The sequence below is a fragment of the Amycolatopsis sp. NPDC000009 genome, from assembly GCF_055563465.1.
Genome location: NZ_JBVHDI010000006.1, coordinates 278,802 through 295,557, shown reverse-complemented (window position 1 = coordinate 295,557; position 16,756 = coordinate 278,802). Strand labels below are relative to the sequence as shown.

Annotated in this window: 14 protein-coding genes; 4 read left to right on the top strand and 10 right to left on the bottom strand. The window is 69.8% G+C overall.

Going from position 1 to position 16,756, the window contains the following annotated elements; translation table 11 throughout:
* Nucleotides 1-10: 10 nt before the first annotated feature.
* The gene (gene hemB, locus ACZ3HL_RS19440) at nt 11-982 is read right to left on the bottom strand and encodes a porphobilinogen synthase (protein WP_465532628.1); all 972 of its coding nucleotides are present in this window, start codon (nt 980-982) and stop codon (nt 11-13) included.
* 121 nt (nt 983-1,103) lie between these two features.
* Between hemB and ACZ3HL_RS19435 the strand changes: the two genes are divergently transcribed.
* Nucleotides 1,104-2,390 (top strand): Nramp family divalent metal transporter, encoded by a 1,287-nt coding sequence (locus ACZ3HL_RS19435; protein WP_465532626.1) that lies wholly within the window; start codon nt 1,104-1,106, stop codon nt 2,388-2,390.
* 166 nt (nt 2,391-2,556) lie between these two features.
* Here ACZ3HL_RS19435 and ACZ3HL_RS19430 read toward each other — a convergent pair whose 3' ends face one another.
* The 7 genes from ACZ3HL_RS19430 to ACZ3HL_RS19400 all read right to left on the bottom strand — a co-directional run bounded on the left by ACZ3HL_RS19430 (nt 2,557) and on the right by ACZ3HL_RS19400 (nt 10,929).
* Nucleotides 2,557-4,089, bottom strand: coding sequence for a bifunctional uroporphyrinogen-III C-methyltransferase/uroporphyrinogen-III synthase (locus tag ACZ3HL_RS19430; protein ID WP_465415652.1), 1,533 nt, complete (start codon nt 4,087-4,089; stop codon nt 2,557-2,559).
* Between the two features lie 60 nt (nt 4,090-4,149).
* The gene (hemC, locus tag ACZ3HL_RS19425) at nt 4,150-5,097 is read right to left on the bottom strand and encodes a hydroxymethylbilane synthase (protein ID WP_465415654.1); all 948 of its coding nucleotides are present in this window, start codon (nt 5,095-5,097) and stop codon (nt 4,150-4,152) included.
* Between the two features lie 7 nt (nt 5,098-5,104).
* Nucleotides 5,105-6,409, bottom strand: coding sequence for a glutamyl-tRNA reductase (locus tag ACZ3HL_RS19420; RefSeq protein WP_465532624.1), 1,305 nt, complete (start codon nt 6,407-6,409; stop codon nt 5,105-5,107).
* A gap of 1 nt (nt 6,410) precedes the next feature.
* A complete protein-coding gene (locus ACZ3HL_RS19415; protein WP_228708039.1) occupies nt 6,411-7,238 on the bottom strand; it encodes a redox-sensing transcriptional repressor Rex in 828 nt (275 codons plus the stop codon).
* A gap of 369 nt (nt 7,239-7,607) precedes the next feature.
* Nucleotides 7,608-9,143: a molybdopterin-dependent oxidoreductase gene (locus ACZ3HL_RS19410; protein WP_465532622.1), complete on the bottom strand. Its 1,536-nt coding sequence runs from the start codon at nt 9,141-9,143 to the stop codon at nt 7,608-7,610.
* A 54-nt stretch (nt 9,144-9,197) separates the two neighbouring features.
* Nucleotides 9,198-9,434, bottom strand: coding sequence for a glutaredoxin family protein (locus ACZ3HL_RS19405; protein WP_037332991.1), 237 nt, complete (start codon nt 9,432-9,434; stop codon nt 9,198-9,200).
* A 10-nt stretch (nt 9,435-9,444) separates the two neighbouring features.
* Nucleotides 9,445-10,929 carry an AMP-binding protein gene (locus tag ACZ3HL_RS19400; RefSeq protein ID WP_465532620.1) on the bottom strand — a complete coding sequence of 495 codons (1,485 nt, stop codon included), beginning with the start codon at nt 10,927-10,929 and terminating at the stop codon, nt 9,445-9,447.
* 293 nt (nt 10,930-11,222) lie between these two features.
* On the opposite strand from ACZ3HL_RS19400, the gene ACZ3HL_RS19395 reads away from it, so the two are divergent.
* The 3 genes from ACZ3HL_RS19395 to ACZ3HL_RS19385 all read left to right on the top strand — a co-directional run bounded on the left by ACZ3HL_RS19395 (nt 11,223) and on the right by ACZ3HL_RS19385 (nt 14,118).
* Entirely contained in the window at nt 11,223-11,921 is a 699-nt protein-coding gene (locus tag ACZ3HL_RS19395) for a sigma-70 family RNA polymerase sigma factor (protein WP_465415665.1), read from the top strand.
* Nucleotides 11,922-12,030: 109 nt separating this feature from the next.
* Entirely contained in the window at nt 12,031-13,119 is a 1,089-nt protein-coding gene (locus ACZ3HL_RS19390; protein ID WP_465415667.1) for a DUF5667 domain-containing protein, read from the top strand.
* Nucleotides 13,120-13,215: 96 nt separating this feature from the next.
* Nucleotides 13,216-14,118 (top strand): HAD family hydrolase, encoded by a 903-nt coding sequence (locus ACZ3HL_RS19385; protein WP_192747707.1) that lies wholly within the window; start codon nt 13,216-13,218, stop codon nt 14,116-14,118.
* A 234-nt stretch (nt 14,119-14,352) separates the two neighbouring features.
* On the opposite strand, the gene ACZ3HL_RS19380 is transcribed toward ACZ3HL_RS19385, so the two are convergent.
* Both ACZ3HL_RS19380 and ACZ3HL_RS19375 read right to left on the bottom strand, forming a co-directional pair.
* Complete coding sequence (locus tag ACZ3HL_RS19380; protein WP_465415670.1) at nt 14,353-15,444, bottom strand: lysophospholipid acyltransferase family protein; 1,092 nt, start codon at nt 15,442-15,444, stop codon at nt 14,353-14,355.
* Entirely contained in the window at nt 15,441-16,490 is a 1,050-nt protein-coding gene (locus tag ACZ3HL_RS19375) for an NAD-dependent epimerase/dehydratase family protein (RefSeq protein ID WP_465532618.1), read from the bottom strand. The genes ACZ3HL_RS19380 and ACZ3HL_RS19375 overlap by 4 nt, the downstream gene beginning before the upstream one ends.
* Between the last annotated feature and the right edge of the window lie 266 nt (nt 16,491-16,756).

Below are 16,756 nucleotides of genomic sequence, written 5' to 3'. Positions count from 1 at the left end.
GCGAGGCAGCCTAGTCCAGCCAAGCTGCGGCTTCGGCGGCCCAGTAGGTCAGGATCATGTCCGCGCCCGCGCGGCGGATCGACGTCAGCACCTCGAGGATCGTGCGTTCGCGGTCGAGCCAGCCGTTCGCCGCGGCGGCCTCGACCATCGCGTACTCCCCCGAGATGTTGTACGCCGCGACGGGAACCGTCGACGTCTCGGCGGCGGCCCTGATGACGTCCAGATAGGACAGCGCGGGCTTGACCATGACCATGTCGGCGCCCTCGGCGATGTCCAGCTCGATCTCGCGCAGCGCCTCACGCACGTTGCCCGGATCCTGCTGGTAGGTCTTCCGGTCGCCCTTCAGCTGCGAATCGACGGCCTCACGGAAGGGGCCGTAGAACGCGCTGGCGAACTTCGCCGAGTACGCGAGGATGCCGGTGTCAGTGCGCCCGGCGCGGTCGAGCGCGGCGCGGATGACGCCGACCTGGCCGTCCATCATGCCGCTGGGGCCGAGCAGATGCGCGCCCGCTTCCGCCTGCGCCAGACCCATTTCCGCGTACAGGCGCAGGGTCGCGTCGTTGTCGACACCGCCGTCGGCGTCGAGGACGCCGCAGTGGCCGTGGTCGGTGAACTCGTCGAGGCAGGTGTCCGCCATCAGGACCGTCTCGTCACCGAGCTCGGACCTCAGGTCGCGTAGGGCGACGTTGAGGATGCCGTCCGGGTCGACCGCGCCGGAGCCCTCGGCGTCCCGCGTCGTCGGGATGCCGAACAGCATCAGGCCGCCGACGCCGGCGTTGACCGCGTCGACGGCGGCCTTGCGCAGGGTGTCACGGGTGTGCTGGACGACGCCGGGCATGCTGGAGATCGGGCGGGGCGCGTCGGCGCCCTCGGCCACGAACAGGGGAAGGATCAGCTGGCGCGGGCGCAGCGTCGTCTCACCGACCAGCCTGCGCATGGCCGGAGTGGTACGGAGCCTGCGGGGACGATGTTCGGGGAACACCCCTACGACGGTACTCCCGCCCGCTTGAGCGGCGGTGAACGGCCGAACCTTTCCTAAGGGACGGTAAAGAGTCACCTTTGTCCGATTCCTCGGCGATGTGACGTGAGTTACCTTCCCCTTCATGTCGAGCTCAACGGTGACCGACCAACTGGAAGAACCGCCCGTCGGCTGGCGCGCACGGCTGCGCCAGGTCGGGCCAGGGATCATGGCCGCGGCGACCGGCGTCGGCGCGGGCGACCTCGTCGCGACGATGGTGGCCGGATCGCGCTTCGGGTACACGCTGCTGTGGGCGGTACTCGTCGGCACGATCTTCAAACTCGCGCTGGCCGAAGCCGTCGGCCGCTGGCATCTGACCTCGGGCCGGACGATCCTGTCCGGCTGGCGGACGCTGGGGATCTGGGCGCTGATCTACTTCGGGATCTACGCGGTGATCTGGGGCTTCGTCTACGGGGCGACCGCGATGTCCGCGTCGGGCCTGCCGCTGAACGCGCTCTTCCCCGCGATTTCGGTGCGGTACTGGGCGATGATCTGCGGCGTGCTCGGCTTCGCGCTGGTGTGGTTCGGGCGCTACGCGATCATCGAGAAACTGATGACCGTGCTGGTCGGCGTCATGTTCGTGACCGTGGTCGGCACCGCGATCCTCGTCGTGCCGAACTTCGCCGAACTGTTCAAGGGCGCCGTCCCCACCCTGCCCGACGGCTCGCTCGTCTACGTCCTCGGCCTGATCGGCGGCGTCGGCGGCACGATCACCATGGCGGCGTACGGGTACTGGACACTCGCGAAGGGCTGGCGCTCGTCGAAGTGGCTGTCGATGATGCGCACCGACAACGCCGTCGGGTACGTCACGACCGGGATCTTCGTGATCGCGATGCTGATCGTCGGCGCGGAACTGCTGGTCGGCCAGAAGATCACCTCGGGTGACAAGGGCCTGCTGTTCCTCGGCGACACCCTCGCCGCGGATTACGGCCAGTGGGCGCGGATCCCGTTCCTCATCGGCTTCCTCGCGGTTTCGTTCACGTCGCTGATCGGCGTCTGGCACGGCGTGAGCCTGCTCTTCGCGGACTGGTGGCGCATTCTGCGGCTGCCCAAGGACGCGACGGAAAGCGTTGAGACGTATGAGAAGAAGGCCGGTGAGCGTAGTCCCGCGTACCGGGGATACGTGCTGTGGCTGACCTTCCCGCCGATGGCGTTGCTGTTCCTGGACCAGCCCTTCCAGCTCACCGTGATCTACGGCGTGCTGGGCGCGTTGTTCATGCCGTTCCTGGCGGCGACCCTGCTGGTGCTGCTGAACACTTCGCGGGTGCCGCGGGAAGGGCGCTCGCGGTGGCTGTCGAACGGGCTGCTGGTCGTGTGCCTGGCGATGTTCGCGTACCTGGCGTACACGGAGGTCGTGAAGTTCTTCAGCTGAACCGCTGCAGTCGAAGCGGTGCCGCGTGAAGGAGCGAGCAAGAAACACCGGTACCGAATGGGTCAAGTCTCGTGAGTGGTGAGGACGGTTAGAACCGTCCTTACCACTCACGAGACTACGAAAGCCCCCTCCCCACGCGAACCGTGAGAAGGGGGCTTTTCGTGAATCAGGAGCGACGGGCCCGCTTCGCCTTGCGAGGCGGCGGAAGCGCACCCTCGGCACGGAGCCGGGCGGCGTGCTCGGCGAGCGCGTCGACCAGGTGCGGGACGTCGGCCTTCTCGGGCTGGACGTCGACCCGCAGCCCGAACTCCACGGCGGTCTCCGCGGTCTTCGGGCCGATGCACGCGACCAGCGTGCGGGTGTGCGGCTTGCCGGCGATGCCGACGAGGTTCCGCACGGTCGAGGACGAGGTGAAGCAGACCGCGTCGAAACCGCCGGTCTTGATCATCTCGCGGGTCTCGGCGGGCGGCGGCGCGGCCCGGACGGTGCGGTACGCGGTCACGTCGTCGATCTCCCAGCCGCGTTCGCGCAGGCCGGCCGAAAGGGTCTCGGTGGCGATGTCCGCCCGCGGCAGCAGCACGCGGTCGACCGGGTCGAGGACGTCGTCGTACGGCGGGAACTCGGCGAGGAGGCCCTCCGAGGACTGCTCGCCCTCGGGGATCAGCTCGGGGATGATGCCGAACGAGCGCACCTTCGCGGCGGTCGATTCGCCGACGCAGGCGATCTTCACGCCGGAGAAGGCGCGGGCGTCGAGGCCGAACTCCTCGAACTTCTCCCACACCGCGCGGACGGCGTTGGTCGAGGTGAAGACGATCCACTGGTAGCGGCCGTCGACGAGACCCTTGACCGAACGCTCCATCTGGGCGGGGCTGCGCGGCGGCTCGACCGAGATGGTCGGGACCTCGTGCGAGGTGGCGCCGTGGCCGCGAAGCCGCTCCGCCATCTCACCGGCCTGCTCCTTGGTGCGCGGCACTAGGACCTTCCAGCCGTACAGCGCGCGCGACTCCCACCACGACAGCTTCGAGCGCTGGCCGACGGCCTGGCCGATGGTCACGATGAGCGGGCCGACGAGCTCGCCCGCCTCGTTCGCGACGGTGGCCAGCGTGGTGTCCAGGGTGCGCTGCGTGTTGATGGTGCCGTTGGACGTCACCGCGACCGGGGTGTTCGGCGCCAGCCCGTGCTCGGTGAGCGCGGACGCGGCCTCGGCCAGGTGCGCCGACGTCGCGTGCAGCACGATCGGGCCGGGGGTGGCGGCCAGTGCGGCCCATTCGACATCGCCGCGGACGTCGACCTCGGTGTGCGTGCCACCGAGCGCGACACCGGCGTACGCCGGGACGGCCGCGCCGGGCGAGACGCCCGGGATGATGTCGAATACGGCGCTGGTCCGGGAAACGGCCTGCACCTCGGCGACGACGGCGGGCTGGGTCAGCGGGTCACCGGCGATGAGCCGGAGCACCAGCCGTCCGGCCTTGGCCTCGTTCACCAGGTCCTTGGCGACCTCGGTGGCCTCGCCGACGGCGGGGCGCACTTCGGCACCTTCGGCGGCGAAGGCCAGGACGCCGGCAGGGACGTCCGGGTCGGTCACCACGACCTCGGCCTTGGCGAGCAGCTCCTGAGCGCGGACGGTCAGCAGACCGGCGTCACCGGGGCCCGAGCCCACGAAGGCGACACGCCCGGTGGTCTTACGCGCGGGGGTCATCTGTGCGTTCTCCTCTTGAGCGGCCGCAGTCGAGCGCGGCCCTACCTTCAACGTTCTGACTCACTGGGCGGGGCCGGACAGCGCGCCGGCCCCCAGGTCGAGCAGCTCGGCGGCCAGTGTCCGGCCGAGCTGATCGGCTTCGTGCTTGTCGGCGAGCGCGGAAGCGCGCACCATGTCGACCGCGTCCCCGTCCCCTTCGACGGCGGCGGTGCCCCGCAAGGAGATCCGCTCGACGACCCGCCCTTCGGCGTCCAGGTCCTCGACGATCTCCGCCAGCGCTCCGACCGGTGCGCTGCACCCGGCCTCCAGCGCCGCGAGCAACGCGCGCTCGGCGGTCGCCACGGCACGGGTGCCTTCATCGTCCACTGTGGACCCGAGCAGGTGCTCGATGTCCACGTCACCGGTCCGGCACTCCACCGCCAGCGCGCCCTGTGCGGGCGCGGGCAGCATCTGGATCGGGTCGAGGGTCTCGGTGATCTCCTCCGCCCGGCCGATCCTGGCCAGTCCGGCACGCGCCAGGACGACGGCGTCCAGCTCTCCGTCGCTCACCTTGCGCATGCGGGTGTCGATATTGCCTCGGATCGGCACGATTTCCAAACCGAGACCGAGCGCGCGCAGCTGCGCGGTCCGCCGGGGCGAGCCGGTGCCGACGGTCGAGCCGGGCGGAAGCTCGCCCAGCGTCAGCCCGTCACGGGCGATCAGCGCGTCGCGCGGGTCCTCGCGGGGCGGCACGGCGGCGAGCGTGATGCCCGGCTCCGGCTTCGTCGGCAGGTCCTTGTACGAGTGCACGATGACGTCCACTTCCTCGCGCAGCAAGGCTTCGCGCAGCGCGGAAGTGAAGACGCCGACCCCGATCGTCGGGATCGGCGCGGACGATTTGTCGCCAGGGGTCGTCACGGTGACGAGCTCGACCTCGGCGCCGGTGGCCCGCAGGGCGTCGGCGATGGTGCCGGTCTGCGCGAGGGCGAGTTTGCTGCCGCGCGTCCCGATGCGGATGACTCTGCTCACTGGATGATCACTCGTCTTTCGGCGTTGTGGGACTCGCCACCGCGGCGGGCGCCTGCGGGTCGAGGCAGAACAGCTCGCGCAGCGCGTTGGCGTAATCGGTGTCGGCCGTCTCGGCGGCCAGCTGCTTGACCCGCACCGTCGGCGCGTGGAGCAGCTTGTCGACCACGCGGCGGACCGTGCGGCCGACCTCCTCGCGGACCCCGGGTTCGAGGTCCGGCAGGCGGTTGTCCAGCCGCAGCAGTTCGGCGTCGACCACCTCGGCCGCCCGGCGCCGCAGCGCCGTCACCGTCGGGGTGACCTCGGCGCTGCGCTGGCCTGCGAGGTACTCGCGCACCTCGTCGAGCACGATGCCGGTGGCCTTCGCGGTCTGCCGTTCGGTGGTCGGGGTGCCCGCTTCCCGCATGCGGCGCTGGATGGTCTCGAGATCGACCACGGTGACGTCGGCCAGCTCGGCGACGTCGTGGTCGACGTCGCGCGGGAGGCCGAGATCGCAGACGACCAGCGGGCGCCCGGCGCGGGCCGGGACGTGCGCGGCGGTGAAGACCGCGGCCTGCGCGCCGGTGCAGCAGACGACGACGTCCGCCTCGGCGACCGCGTCCGCGATCCCGCTCATCTGGACGGCCTTGGCGGGCACGCCCTGCTCGACGCTCGCGGCGGCGAGGCGGGCGGCCCTCGCCTCGGTGCGGTTGGCGATGGTGATCTCGCCGATCCCGGATTTCCGCAGCTGGGACGCGGTCAGCGCGCCCATCGACCCGGCGCCGACGATCAGCGCGTGCTTGCCGGCGATGTCGCCCGCGGCGGCCAGCGCCTCGGAGACCACCGACGCGCCCAGCTGGTCGAGGCCGGTCTCGGTGTGGACGCGTTTGCCGACGCGCAGCGTGGTCTGGATCAGCTCGTGCAGCGTGCGGCCGACGGTGCCCGCCTCACGCGCGGTGGCGTACGCGGACCGGATCTGGCCGAGGATCTGCGTCTCGCCGACGACCATCGAGTCCAGCCCCGAGGTGACGGAGAACAGATGCTCGATCGCGGCGCCCGCGTAGTGCACGTACAGCGAGTCGTAGAGGTCCGCGGGCTGCATCCCGGCCTGGCGGGCGAGCACGTCGGAAACGTCGTTGAGGCCGCCGTGGAAGGTCTCGACGACGGCGTAGACCTCGATGCGGTTGCAGGTCGAGACGAGGATCGCCTCGCTGACGTGCTCGGCCTGCTGCAGTTCGTGGAGCACCTTGGTCACGTCGGTCGCGGGGACCGCGACGCGTTCCAGGGTGCTCAGCTCGGCACTGCGGTGCGAGAGCCCGACCGCCAACACGCTCATTTCAGCGCACCACCATTCCGTTGCCGTGGCCGTTCACGCTGCCATTGTCGGCGCCCCCGGGGCCACCGTCTGCTCCGCCGTTGCCGTTAGCGGCCAGATCGGCGCGGCGAGCGACGTGGAACGACAGGATCTGCAGCTCGACCGCGAGATCGACCTTGCGCACCTCGATATGTGCCGGAACCTGCAGCACCACCGGGGCGAAATTCAGGATGCACTGCACGCCACCTGCGACGAGCCGGTCGCAGACCGACTGCGCGGCGGTGGGCGGAGTGGCGATGACGCCGATGGAGATCTGCCGTTCGGCGCAGACCTTGGGGATCTCGTCGAGATGTGAGACCGGGAGGCCGCCGACCGGGACACCGACCAGGTCGGGGTCGAGGTCGAACAGCGCCTCGACCGGGAAACCGCGGCCGGGGAACCCGCCGTAGTTGGCCAGCGCGTGCCCGAGGTTACCGATACCGACCACGGCGACCTTGTGCTTGCGGGTCAGGCCGAGGATGCGCTCGATCTGGCTGACCAGGACCTGGACGTCGTAGCCGACGCCGCGGGTGCCGTACGAGCCGAGGTAGGACAGGTCCTTGCGCAGTTTCGCGGAGTTGACGCCCGCGGCCTGCGAAAGCTCCTCGCTGGAGATCGTCGTCGCGCCCTGCTCGGCCAGCCCGGAGAGGACACGGAGGTACACGGCGAGGCGGGCGACGGCGGCTTCGGGGATCGACTTCGCGCGGACCGCTTCCGGTTCGGCGGTGGCCTCGACGGCCGGCATCTCCGCGGTGGGCGCGTTGTCGGCGTCCGGTGTCACCCGGGTGCGCCGGCCTCGTTGCGACACCACGCTTGTCCGCTCCCTCTGGTCCCTGCTGACGACATGAATCGCCCGAACCTGGAAATCGGCTCTTGACCCGCGGCGCTGAGTCCGGTTCGATGCCGGGCGCTTTCGGAGGCGACGTATCTACGGTAGCCACTTGTGAACGCAGGCACAAAGTCACAGGTGAGCGCTGTGTTCAATGTCGCGTAGCGCTTCTAACGGCACCGAAGGCATGTCGCTCGGGAGCGCGTCAGCGCGACGAGCGACTTCACCAGCGCGCGCCTCTCTTGGCCGAAGGCCACGGAAACGTTTTGCAGGGCGCCCTCCGCACCCGGGTGACGTGCGGCTCGGCCTCGGCGCCCTGCGAAATGTTTCCGTCAGCGCGCGTTAAAAGACTCAGCGCGCGTTGACCGTCACCGTGTGCCAGCCGGTGGCGCCGTCGGGCACGGTTCCGGCGCGCTCCTGCGTCTGCGTGTAGCCCGACTGGTCCGTCGCCCGCACGGCGATCTCGTGCTGACCAGCGGCGACGTCGACCTCGGTCCACCACATCCGCCAGGTGTCCTTCGACGTCTCCGCCGACAGGACGGCTTCCTTCCACGGCCCTTGATCGACCCGGACCTCGACCTTCGCGACGCCGGTGTGCTGCGCCCACGCGGTCCCGGACACCACGACCTTGCCCGCGTTCACCGCCGAGCCGGGCGCGTCGATGCGCGACTGTGTCTTCACCGGCGCTTCCCTGGCCCAACCCCGGCCGAGCCAGTACGCCTGGCGCTCCGACCACGTGGTGATCTCCAGCTCGGTCACCCATTTCGTGGCGGACACGTAGCCGTAGAGCCCGGGGATCACGATCCGCGCGGGGAAGCCGTGCTCGATCGGGAGCGGTTCGCCGTCCATGCCGAGGGCGAGCATCGCGCCGCGCCGCGGGTCCAGGGCGGCTTCGACCGGGGTTCCGCAGGTCCACCCGTCGACACTGGTCGCGAACATCTGCTCGGCGCCGGGTTTCACACCGGCTTCGTTCAGCAGGTCGCGCAGGTCGACGCCGATCCAACGCGCGTTGGAGATGTACGGGCCGCCGACCTCGTTGGAGACGCAGCACAGGGTGACGTCGCGTTCGATCAGTGGCCGCGACCGCAGATCTTCATACCTGTAGGTGACCTCGCGATCGACCATCCCGCGGATCTGCAGGCTCCAGTCCTCGGTGCGGACCTGTGGGACCACCAGCGCCGTGTCGATCCGATAGAAATCCTTCGGAGGAGTGATGTACGGCGGGGTGCCGAGCTTCGCGAAATCCGCGTCGGGCGGGATCGGCGGCGCGGTCCTCGCCGCGACGAGCCTGCCGACGGCGGCACGCGATTCCTCGGCGTTCTTCCTGGTCCCGACGATCTGGCCGGTCAGCGCGGCGACCCCGGCGCCCGCCGCGACGGACGCGCCGGTGATCAGCACCTTCCGCCGGTCCGGGCCCTCGCCTTCACGGTCGTCGAAGAACACCTTCGGGCGGAAGAACGAATGCAGCCGGGTGAACACGACGAGCGCGACGACGGTGGCGATCACCGGTGCCAGCAGCGCGATCTGCCCGAGGTCGGTGCGCACGAAGACGGCGGCGACGCCCGCCGCGCCGAGGACACCGACGAGCACCTGGCCCGGCAGCGGCGTACGGCGCGAGAGCTGCCCGGCGAGCAGCGCGAACAGCACCAGCACGACGGCGAGGCCGATCTTGAGGACGAACTTGTCCCAGGTCTCCAGCGTCTGCTCGGCCCAGGCGACCACCGCGTGCGGGCTGTGGTCGATGACGAAGTTCGCGACGGCGACGAACGGCGAGGCCGTGTACCCCACGAAGCCCGCGACGAGATGCCCCACGCCGAGGGCAGCCGCCAGTGACAGGAGCCCGGTCAGCGCGGCTTGCGGGAAGGTGAGCCTGCGTTCGTCCACCACTCCATCTTCGCCAGGAATACGCCCGGAGGCCGGTCGATCGCCCTTACGAGACTGTTACGCCAGCGCCTTCCGGAGCCTGTCCTCTTCGACGCGCCAGTAGCCGTGTTCGGCGTCGTCGACGAGGATCACCGGCACGCGGTCGCCGTATTCGGCCCGCCATTCGGGGTCGCTGTCGACGTCCTCCGCCGACCAGGCGACGCCCAGCTCGCCGCAGATCCGCTCGATGTCCTGTTCCGCGACCTCGCACAGGTGGCAGCCCGTGCGGGTCATGACGGTCACGTGGTGGGCCATGGCCCCATCCTTACCTGAGGCGGACCCTGCGCAGCTTTCCGGTAGCGGAATGCGGCAGCGACTCCGCGAACTCGACGGTGTGCGGCACCTTGTACCCGGCCAGGTGTTCCGCGCAGTGCTCGACCACCTGCTGCTCCGAGAGCGAAGCGCCCGGCGCGGGGACGACCACGGCCTTCACCGCTTCGCCGGTCCGCTCGTCGACGACGCCGACGACGCCCGCCTCGACGACCTCGTCCAGCATCGAGATCACGTTCTCGACCTCGTGCGGGAAGACGTTGAAGCCGTTGACGATGATCAGGTCGTTGGCGCGGTCCACCAGGTGCAGGTCGCCGTCGGTGTCGAGGTAGCCGACGTCGCCGGTGCGGAACCAGCCGTCCTCGTCGGGACCGTGCGAGCCGTCCGGCCAGTAACCGGAGAACAGGTTCGCGCCGCGGATCGACACCAGGCCGGTACCGCCGTCCTCGTCGAAGGCGTCACCGAGGTCGTCCGGGTCGAGCGGGACGGGCTCCGCGTCGCCGTCGCTGTCGACCAGCCGGAGCTCGACGCCGGGCAGCGGCCGCCCGACCGAACCCGGCTTCGGGTAGCCGGTGACCAGCGTCGTGGTGACCACCGGCGCGCATTCGGTGAGGCCGTAGCCCTCGTAGACGTCGAGGCCGGTGGCGCCGCGGAGCGCGGTGAGGATCTTGGGGTGCAGCGGCGCCGCGCCCGAGGTCATCCGCCGGACGGTGGACAGGCCACGGCCGAGTTCTTCGGGATCCATCGCGGCGAATTCGGCGTACATCGCGGGCACGCCGGCGATCGACGTCACGCGGTACTCGGCGCAGTCGGCCAGCGTGCGCTCGGCGAGGAACCGTTCGGACAGGATCGCCGTCGCGCCGACCGCCGTGGTCTGCAGGAGGCCGGGGCCGAGGCCGTAGACGTGGAACAACGGGATGGTGATGAGCACGCGGTCGCCGTGCACGAGCGGCACCGGGACGATCCGGCTCAGCTGGTCGAGGTTCGCCAGCAGCGCCCGATGCGACAGCATCACGCCGCGCGGCGGGCCGGTCGTGCCGGAGGTGTACGAGATGACCGCTATGTCCTCGCCGGCGCCGGACACGTCGACCGGTTCGGCTGCTCCATCAGAGGTAACCGGCGGTGAGAGGCTCGTCACTCCGTCGGGGAGTTCCTCGGTGGCCTCGCGTTCCAGGACGAGCCGTGCGCCGCTGTGTTCCAGCAGCCCGTTCAGCTCCGCCGGCGGGCCCTGCGGTGAGATCGGCACCACCACCGCGCCGGCCCGGAGCGCCCCGAACAGCGAGACGGCGAACGCGGCCGAAGTCGGCAGCCGCAGCGCCACCCGGTCGCCGCGCTCGATTCCCGCGTCGAGCAGGGCATGAGCCAGCGCGTGGGCGGCGTTGTCGAGTTCCGACCAGGTCAGCGCGACCCCGCCGCCGGTCTCCTGGACGGCCGCCTTGCCGGGCCACTGACGGGCGGCCTCGGCGAGCAAGGTGGGCACGCTTGGATCGGCAACCTGCTCCGCGCTCAACTGCGAACCTCTTCCCTCGGTGAAACGGCGTTGTCAGTTTGTCATCTCGGCCCCCGTCATGGGTGTCACTCCCTTTCGTCGCAGTTCCGTAACCCCGGCACCGCTACCTACTTCGCGGTAACTACACGTATGCTGCTGGGCGTCGTCGAGTGGTGTTGATCACTCGATGGTGAGAAAGGGAGTCCGGACGTGCAGATCTTGCAGGCCCACGCGGCGGTGGGACATGCGGGCCGGTCCTCCCTGTCCGGAACGGGAGGTGGACCGTGACTCTTCCCGCGCCGAACCCCGTCTCGATGCTGGCGGGCCACATCCTCCGCCGGAGCGGTTTCCCCGCGGCGCCCGCGGCCCGGCCCAAGGTCGAAGAGAGCGATGCCGCCGCCGAAGCCGCGAAGGCCGAAGCGTGGGAGCTGGTCAGTGCCGCGCAGGGCGGCGATACGTCCGCCTTCGGGCGGCTCTACGACCGCTACGTCGACGTCGTCTACCGCTACGTCCTGTTCCGCCTCGGCGACCGGGACCTCGCCGAGGACGTCACCAGCGAGACGTTCCTCCGCGCGCTCCGCCGCATCACGTCGGTGAGCTACCAGGGGCGTGACGTCGGCGCCTGGTTCGTCACCATCGCGCGCAACATCATCCTCGACCACGTGAAGTCGAGCCGGTTCCGCCTCGAAGTGGTCACCGACGAGGTCGCCGAGCCCAACGGGGCGCCGATCGGGAACGTCGGCGTGCAGGCGGTCGCGGGGCCCGAACAGCAGGCCATCAGCCGCGCCACCCGGGCCGAACTGCTGCGCTGCGTCGCCGAACTCGGCGAGGATCAGCGCGAGTGCATCGTGCTCCGGTTCATGCAGGGGCTCTCGGTCGCCGAGACCGCGGCGATCATGAAGCGCAACGAGGGCGCCATCAAGGCCCTTCAGCACCGCGCGGTACGCCGTTTGGCACAACTTCTGCCCACAGGACTGCGTTAACGTTCCATATTTGTCCCTCACCGGGCCTTGCCGTAACCCTTGGGCGTCTCCGCTCGTTTTCACTGCCAGACCGGTGTCAGGACCGGGCTGAGCAGATGGAGACTTCGCCGTGGGCGTGCCGGGATGGTTCGCGCGGGAGCGGGCGGACGGTGACCGCTTCGCCGACCTTGTCGACGGCACCGAATCCCCGGACGACGACGAGTTCGCGCACGAACTCGCGCTCGTCGGCGGCTTGCGCGAACTCGGCGCCGGCGGCGCCCCCGACGCGGAGACCCGGCAGCGGATCCGCGACGAGATCGCCGGACGCCTCGCCGAGGCCGAAGCCGCACCCAAGCGTCGCGGGCACCTCGTCGCCAACCTCGCCGCGGCCGCTGTCGCGCTCGTGCTGGCTCTGGGCGGCATCACCCTGCTGCTGTCCAAGGACGCGCTGCCGGGCGATCCGCTGTACGGCATCAAACGAGCGGGTGAATCGGCCGCGCTCGGGCTCACCTTCGACGAGCAGGGCAAGGCCAAGAAGCATCTGGAGTTCGCCGCGAACCGCGTCGGCGAGCTCGACGAACTGACCAGGCAGAGCGCGCCCACCGACGCCTACTTCACCGGCCTCACCGATTTCGAGACGGATCTGCGCGCCGGTGTCTCGCGGCTGACCGCGCTCGTCACCGATCAGGGTGGCCAGACCCGGCTCGCCGAACTCCGCACCTGGGCACGGAACCAGTCCGACCGGCTCGGTCTCCAGGTCGAGCACGCGCCCGCCGAGGCCCGGGACAAGTTCACCGCGGCCCGTGCCCTGCTCGACAAGGTCCAGGAGCGAACGACGGATCTCGGCTCGCGGCTGGTCTGCTACACGATCACCACGGGCTCTTCCGACGAACTGGGCGCGGTCCCGGCCGCCGGTGACTGCGTCCGCGACCCCGATTCCCCCGACGCGGTCCTGCCGCCGGTGACGTCTCCCCCGCCGTCGTCGGCACCGACCGGGTCACCGGCACCGGTGTCCTCGGTACCGCCGTCGTCCGCCGTGGACACCGCGGTCCCGACCGGACCGATCGCGCCGCCGACCGGAGGCACCCCGCCGCCCGTCGTGCCCGTCCCCGGCCCCACGAACCTGCCGCCGCTGCCGACGACCACCACCACGCCGAAGCCGCCGCTGATTTCGATTCCGCCGCTCATTCCGGGATTACCGCCGATAACCATCGGCTGACTCGGTGTCACGTGAGGCAGGCACCACACCCGGGACAGCGCGCTCGGCCGCTCGCTACGCTGTGCACAGGCACCTGGGATTCCGGAGGCGGTGTGCGTGTCAGTTTGGCGGGGCAAGGATAAGAGTCAAGAGCTCGAACGACTGGCCGAGCTGGCGGGCGAGGCGTCGGCCGAGGCCGCCATGGCGACCGCGTCCGCCGAAGCACTCGAACCGCCCGCGCCGCCCGCGCCGCCGGACCTGACCGCGGCCGCGTTCTTCGACGTCGACAACACCATGATGATGGGCGCGTCGATCTTCTACTTCGCCCGCGGCCTGGCCGCGCGCAAGTTCTTCACCTCCGCCGATCTGGCCGGATTCGTCTGGCAGCAGGTGAAATTCCGGCTCGGCGGCCGGGAGAACAAAGAGGACATCAAGACCCACCGCGAGCGCGCACTGTCCTTTGTGGCCGGCCGCACCGTGCAGGAACTGACCGACATCAGCGAAGAGATCTACGACGAGCTGATGGCGGACAAGATCTGGTCCGGCACCAGGGCGCTCGCGCAGATGCACCTCGACGCCGGCCAGCGCGTCTGGCTCGTCACCGCGACCCCGATCGAGCTCGCGGCCATCATCTCGCGGCGCCTCGGCCTCACCGGCGCGCTGGGCACCGTCGCGGAGACCAAGGACGGCGTCTACACCGGCCGTCTCGTCGGCGACCTGCTGCACGGCCGGGCGAAGGCCCACGCCGTCCGGGCGCTGGCGTCACGCGAAGGGCTGAATCTCAAGCGCTGCACGGCGTATTCGGATTCGCAGAACGACGTCCCGATGCTGTCGGTCGTCGGGACCGCGGTCGCGGTGAACCCGGACGGTGGTCTTCGCGACGTCGCGCGGGCGCGCGGCTGGGAGATCCGCGACTTCCGGACCGGGCGCAAGGCGGCGAAGATCGGCGTGCCTTCGGTGCTCGGCGTCGGTGCCGTGGCCGGTGCCGTCGCGGCGGGCATGGCGTACCGGAAGCGCTGACCCAAGCATTAGTCCTCTGGATGCGGTCCGGGCCTTCGACGACGTTGCGAAAGCCACTTTCGCAACGTTGAAGGTTGCGAAAGTGGCTTTCGCAACCTGCCACCTTGCCCAACGCGAAGCGCCGACCCGTCACACGCGTGCTTGGAGCCGTAACTCGCGTGATTGGGGCCGTAACTCGTGAGTTACGGCCCCAATCACGCGAATGACGGGCCTGATCACGCGAGTGACGCGGTTCTAGCCCTTGAAAACGCTCTTCCGCTGCGAAAGGCGTTTGTACAGCGACTGCTGGATCGATTCCCGCACCTGGTCGGTCAGCGTGAAGACCAGCATCGGGTCGTCGACGGCGTCCGCGTCGTAGGTGTCCGTGCGGATCGGCTCGCCGAACTCGATGCTCCACTTCGTCGGCAGCGGGATCGCGCCGAGCGGGCCGAGCAGCGGGAAGAACGGCGTCACCGGGAAGTACGGCAGGCCGAGCACGCGCGCGAGAAGCTTGATGTCCCCGATCTTCGGGTACGTCTCCTCCGCGCCGATGACCGACACGGGGATGATCGGCACGCCCGTCCGCAACGCGGCCGAAACGAACCCACCGCGGCCGAACCGCTGCAGTTTGTACCGTGACGAGAACGGTTTCCCGATCCCCTTGAACCCCTCCGGCCAGACGCCGACGAGTTCTCCCTTGCGCAGCAAGCGTTCCGCGTCGGCGTTGCAGGCGAGTGTCTGCCCGGACTTGCGGGCGAAGGAGCCCACCAGCGGCACCTGGAACACCAGATCCGCGCCGAGGCCGCGCAGATGCCTGCCGCCGGGGGCGTGGTCGTGCACGGCGACGGCGGTCATCAGCGCGTCGAGCGGCAACGTGCCGGAGTGGTTCGACACCAGCAGCGCGCCGCCGTCGGCGGGCAGGTTCTCGACGCCGAAGGTGTCGACGCGGAACCACTTCTCGTACAGCGCGCGCAACGGCGGCAACAGCAGGGTCTCGGTGAGCTCGGCGTCGAAGCCGAACTCGTCGACGGTGTAGTCACCGGTCAACCGGTCACGCAGGAACCCCAGCGCCGTCCTGAGCGAGGCCGGGAGGAGATCCGCGTCGGCCGGACGGGTCGTGGCCGGCGCGACGCGCGCCGCCCCGGGGAACTCGACGACGGGCGCGTCCGCCCGGCGCTCCTGCTCCAGATGTTCTTGCGCTTCTTCCGACTCGCGAAGATCCCGGTCCGCTTGGACGGCCGGATCCGGCTTCTCTCTGCCGGGGCCGTGCAACGGGATGACCTGCGCTTCAGCGCCGCTCACGTTTTCCGCCTCGCCTTCGTGAGAGTTCTCGTGCGGTCTGCTCATCGATGGGTCGCCTGTCCGGTCGCCGCGGCCACCAGCACCTTGCCCGCGAAACCGGCCAGCCTGCCGCCGTCCACCACGGGCCGGAGCCCGCGGCCGGTGATGTAATCGTCGAACGCTTCCCGCGTCGTCCAGCGCGGGGTGTAGCCGAAGTCGTTCTTGAGCTTCGTGATGTCCACGACGCGGCCGAAGTTCAGCAGCCGCACCTGGTCGGCGGAGAAGTCGACGACCCTCGCTCCGCGCAGCACCTTGCCGACCGACGGCACGACGCCGCTGGGCATCGGCAGCCCGACGCGACCCGCTCGCCGGATCGCCTGGGACAGGGTGAGTACCCCTTCGGAGCCGACGTTGAACACGCCGGGTTTGTCGTTCAGCGTCGCCTGCTCGAACACGGACAGCGCGTCCGAAGCGTGCAGCAGCTGGATCCGCGCGTCGTAGCCGAAGACGGTGGGGACGACCGGCAGCGCGAAGTAGCGCGAAAGCACGGTGTCGATCTCCGGGCTGATGATGTTGGCGAACCGGAACAGGGTCGTCGTGATGTCGGGACGACGGCGCAGGAGTCCGCGGACGTATCCCTCCATCTCGACGGCGTCCTTCACGTAACCGCTGGTCGAGGTGGGGATGAGTTCGGAATCCTCGGTGAAGACGGCCTGGGAGCGCGCTCCGGCGCCATACACCGCCGCCGTCGACTTCACCACGAGCTTGCGCACGAGCGGCGAGCGCTGGCAGGCCCCCAGCAGCCGCATCGTGCCGATGACGTTGACCTCTTTGATCGCCGTCCGGCGGGCGGGACCGGCCGGATGCGCGGTGCACGACGCGTGCACCACGGTGTCGACCTTGGCCGTGCTGATCACCTTGGCGATCAGCGGGTTGCGGATGTCGGCACGGACGTATTCGGCGTGCCCCATCCGCTGCAGGACCGCTTTCCGCGGGGGCGTGGTGTCGACGCCGATCACCCGCTCGAACTCCGGATTGTTGCCGAGTCTGGCGAGCAGCTTCCCGCCAAGGTCTCCCCCGACCCCGGTCACGAGCACGATGTTCGACGGCATAGGACTCCCTGCGGCTTTTGGGCGGTTCTCGGACTTCGATCACGGGGTCCTGATGACCTTGAGCGCGAATGATCCACCGAGTGTGCGCGTACCTGCACTCACTGGAAGCATCGCGCGGCTGCCCTTGAGATGTTACCGCTCATTAGGGGTAGTCGAGCCAGCGCTTACATGCTATTAACCCGCTGCTCGCAGAGGGGATGCACGTCTCACTCGAATGGGCGGAAACCGCCCACGAAATGGGAATGGCCCGCCCAGAAACTGGACGG

What these genes read in the sequence shown, in the direction of transcription:
- ACZ3HL_RS19405 (WP_037332991.1), bottom strand. Translation starts at nt 9,434, where the DNA reads ATGGCCCACCACGTGACCGTCATGACCCGCACGGGCTGCCACCTGTGC.
- ACZ3HL_RS19435 (WP_465532626.1), top strand. Translation starts at nt 1,104, where the DNA reads ATGTCGAGCTCAACGGTGACCGACCAACTGGAAGAACCGCCCGTCGGC.
- ACZ3HL_RS19430 (WP_465415652.1), bottom strand. Translation starts at nt 4,089, where the DNA reads ATGACCCCCGCGCGTAAGACCACCGGGCGTGTCGCCTTCGTGGGCTCG.
- ACZ3HL_RS19375 (WP_465532618.1), bottom strand. Translation starts at nt 16,490, where the DNA reads ATGCCGTCGAACATCGTGCTCGTGACCGGGGTCGGGGGAGACCTTGGC.
- ACZ3HL_RS19420 (WP_465532624.1), bottom strand. Translation starts at nt 6,409, where the DNA reads ATGAGCGTGTTGGCGGTCGGGCTCTCGCACCGCAGTGCCGAGCTGAGC.
- ACZ3HL_RS19380 (WP_465415670.1), bottom strand. Translation starts at nt 15,444, where the DNA reads ATGAGCAGACCGCACGAGAACTCTCACGAAGGCGAGGCGGAAAACGTG.